Raw genomic sequence first — 2,937 nt, 5'->3', positions numbered from 1 at the left:
CTCCCAAGTTGCGCCCTTACCCTTTCCCACTTCTTCATGCCCCCGAAATCGCCGATGGTACTGTTCCGTACAGACAACCAGCACAAAATCTGCTGCTTCAACCTGGTTCAGCATCCAGCGCTGCCATCCTTCAAGCGGCGAATCTTCGTACTGGTCGATATCGCAGTCAATACCATCCTCGCGAAAGCGATCGGCAAGTTGCAGAATCCGCTCCTTGTGTTCTTGGGAGTCATGACTGTAGCTGATAAAAACTTTTGGAGGTGTAGAGTCAAAATTGATGATTTGAGCAGATTTAGGTAAAAGGAGTGGCAGAGTAGATTGTTGGGAAGATGCCTTACCCGCCTCCTCAATCTGAAGCTTTGCCAGAATCTCAAAAGCAAACGCACTCGCATTCCGTGCAGCCATTTCCTGAGAACCACCTGCATCGGCTTCACTTTTACCATCAATCAAGTCAGAAATCCCACGGATCACCAGTGCCGATACTTGGTGATTGGCATGAGCCGCTTGTAGCAAGCCCCGCCCCTCCATCTCCACAGCTACAGCATCACCATAGTTCAACTGGATAAACTTAAAAACATTAGACTTGCTTGAAGCAATCACTTTTTCCCCGGCGGCAATTGGTGCAACAAATACGCAGGGATTTGAATCCGGTGCAGATGCCAGCCTTTGCAGCCAGTCCGATTTCTTCGATTCAGCCCTCGATCGCTGTATTAAGTTGTATGTAGATTGCCCTAAATCGGGTCTGGGTTGAAATTTCTGTTTTGCCTTGCCAGACTCATAACCATAGACCTTCGTCGCGGCTACCACATCACCGATCGCCACATCTTTGATGCCTCCAGCAACTCCCACAAACAGGATGACACTGGGATTGAAATAGGCGATCGCCCTTTCCGCTTCCACCCCGGCACTCGCATTACCTGCACCTACCTCAACAATCCCGACTTCCCACGAATTCCCGTTGGCAATAAATTTGCCGCGTTCGTAAATTGTCCCTTGCGGGTGCATCTCCTCCCGTAGGTCAGTCAGATGAATGCGAACCGCCATATACTCTAAAGGAATAGCAGTGAGGATAACAGCGCAAGGCATACAGAATTCCCAGAATTACTTCCTCTAGCTTGGCAAATTTTTCCTTGATTGCCTAGAGTTATTTTCGTACTGCTGAATATAAATTATGTAAACCCATAGTTAACTATAAAATGAAATATTTTATTCCCCCCCGATCTAAATTCCCTGTTGAAAAACCTGCACCGCTTCACCAAAATTAGTCTCACCCATCAAAATGCACCGTTTTAGCAACTCAATATTCAGCGTTTCCAACCCTGAAAGTTCGCTCCGAAATACTTCCTCATACCCATCTTCCCGGAGGTGATAGAGTCGCAAAGTACCATCCTCCCAAAACCACACCTCCGGTACACCCAAAGCCTTATATTTTGGCAACTTTTTCAGTCCACCACTGCTATAAACTATCTCAATCGACAAATCGGGAATTGATTTAACTTCCCCCAAACAAAACGATTTATCTGCCTGGGTTGAAGCTTCTCCCGTCTTCTCCTGCGTCATCGAACCAGAAGGATAAAATTTGACACCTCTCATCAGCATAAAAGTTGTCACCAAGTAGCCAATAATTTCGGAGAAATTTTCGTGCTGGAATCCCGGCATAAATATCTCGATCGCGCCTGCAAAAAAAGACAATCTGACTTTGGGCGAATCTTCCACAGCCTTCTGGATTAACTTAAATTGTGCCCATGTGCCCTGAAGCACCACTCGCTGTTCGAGAGTTTCGCGATCGAGAACTTGTATCATTGAACCGCACCATTATCTCTTGTTGGCATCATAACGCTCTCAACAGACTTCTACAACAGATCGCCTTATCTTAAGCATCGCTCTAAAAAAGGGGCGATCGCAACGGATTTGGGATGAGATCCCCCTCCCTTGCCCTCCACGATGCGATCGCGCACAATGGCAGTTAAAACTAATCGGAGGACAAAATGACTGAAGATCCCATGCTCAAAGTGTGGCTGATAGAATACGACAAACTCAAAGCAGAACAAACTCAGCGAATTGGCTTCCGCGACAACCTCCTCTACGTTACCTTGAGCGTCTTCGGCGCAGTTGTCTCCTTCGCCATCTCCAACACCACCAACTATTACGCTTTTCTAGTCCTCCCCTGGGTTTGCCTAATTCTCGGCTGGACATACCTAGTCAATGATGAAAAGATTTCCGCAATTGGTCGCTATATTCGGCTCACTTTGGTAGAAAAAGTCAAAGATAAAACCGGATATGGAGACTTAGCATCTCTCTTTGGCTGGGAGATTGCCCACCGCAGCGATTTGCGTCGTTCCCGCCGTAAAATTGAACAACTTATCATTGATGAAATCACTTTTGTTGTCTCAGGAATTATCGCCTTAGTTGCATTCTGGGTATTAGTGCCCAATCCAGTTTTGGCAATTCATATCCTGGGTGGAGTTGAACTAATCTTGCTGTTAGTATTAGGGTGGGAAATTGTGGTCTATGCAGACTTGGCAAAGGGACGGTAACGATACTCTCCCGTACTTGTGGTGGAAAATCCCCAGTTTTGGCAGCGGGTAGGGGGCAGGGAGCAGGGTAAAAACCAATACAATTTTAATAAGTTTGAATTATAGCAGTCGCCAAGGTGGTTAGGACAAACAGAAATTGGTAGGGGTAGGGGTGTTCGCCTAGCGTTCTCGCAGAGTAGCAAGAGGGCGATAACCTTGGCAACAAACCCTAAATATTTATATCCTCTTGCTTCACCCTCTTCTCACTATTGATGCCTTAACTGCCTTGTCTATCGCTATCTCACCGTAACTCCTGGAGAGCCGTCCCCATAAACGACGATATTAAGCTAAGGCGCAGTTAAACTGTATAGCAACCGCCAAGGCGGTTATGGTGTAAAGTTAGAGTAGTCCCTTCTGCTGT

3 protein-coding genes are annotated in these 2,937 nt (G+C 46.6%); 1 reads left to right on the top strand and 2 read right to left on the bottom strand.

The features are described from left to right. The coding region (locus NJ959_RS27975; protein ID WP_254015037.1) for a phosphorylase family protein at nucleotides 1-1,086 on the bottom strand (1,086 nt) is incomplete at its 3' end. 135 nt (nucleotides 1,087-1,221) lie between these two features. Then, nucleotides 1,222-1,803, bottom strand: coding sequence for a Uma2 family endonuclease (locus tag NJ959_RS27970; RefSeq protein ID WP_254015036.1), 582 nt, complete (start codon nucleotides 1,801-1,803; stop codon nucleotides 1,222-1,224). 185 nt (nucleotides 1,804-1,988) lie between these two features. Between NJ959_RS27970 and NJ959_RS27965 the strand changes: the two genes are divergently transcribed. Then, a complete protein-coding gene (locus tag NJ959_RS27965; RefSeq protein WP_254015035.1) occupies nucleotides 1,989-2,537 on the top strand; it encodes a hypothetical protein in 549 nt (182 codons plus the stop codon). The last annotated feature ends 400 nt before the right edge of the window (nucleotides 2,538-2,937 follow it).

The organism is Limnofasciculus baicalensis BBK-W-15, assembly GCF_024178385.1.
Classification (GTDB): Bacteria; Cyanobacteriota; Cyanobacteriia; order Cyanobacteriales; family Coleofasciculaceae; genus Limnofasciculus; species Limnofasciculus baicalensis.
This window is presented reverse-complemented; position numbering and strand designations above follow the sequence as displayed.

What these genes read in the sequence shown, in the direction of transcription:
- NJ959_RS27970 (WP_254015036.1), bottom strand. Translation starts at nt 1,803, where the DNA reads ATGATACAAGTTCTCGATCGCGAAACTCTCGAACAGCGAGTGGTGCTT.
- NJ959_RS27965 (WP_254015035.1), top strand. Translation starts at nt 1,989, where the DNA reads ATGACTGAAGATCCCATGCTCAAAGTGTGGCTGATAGAATACGACAAA.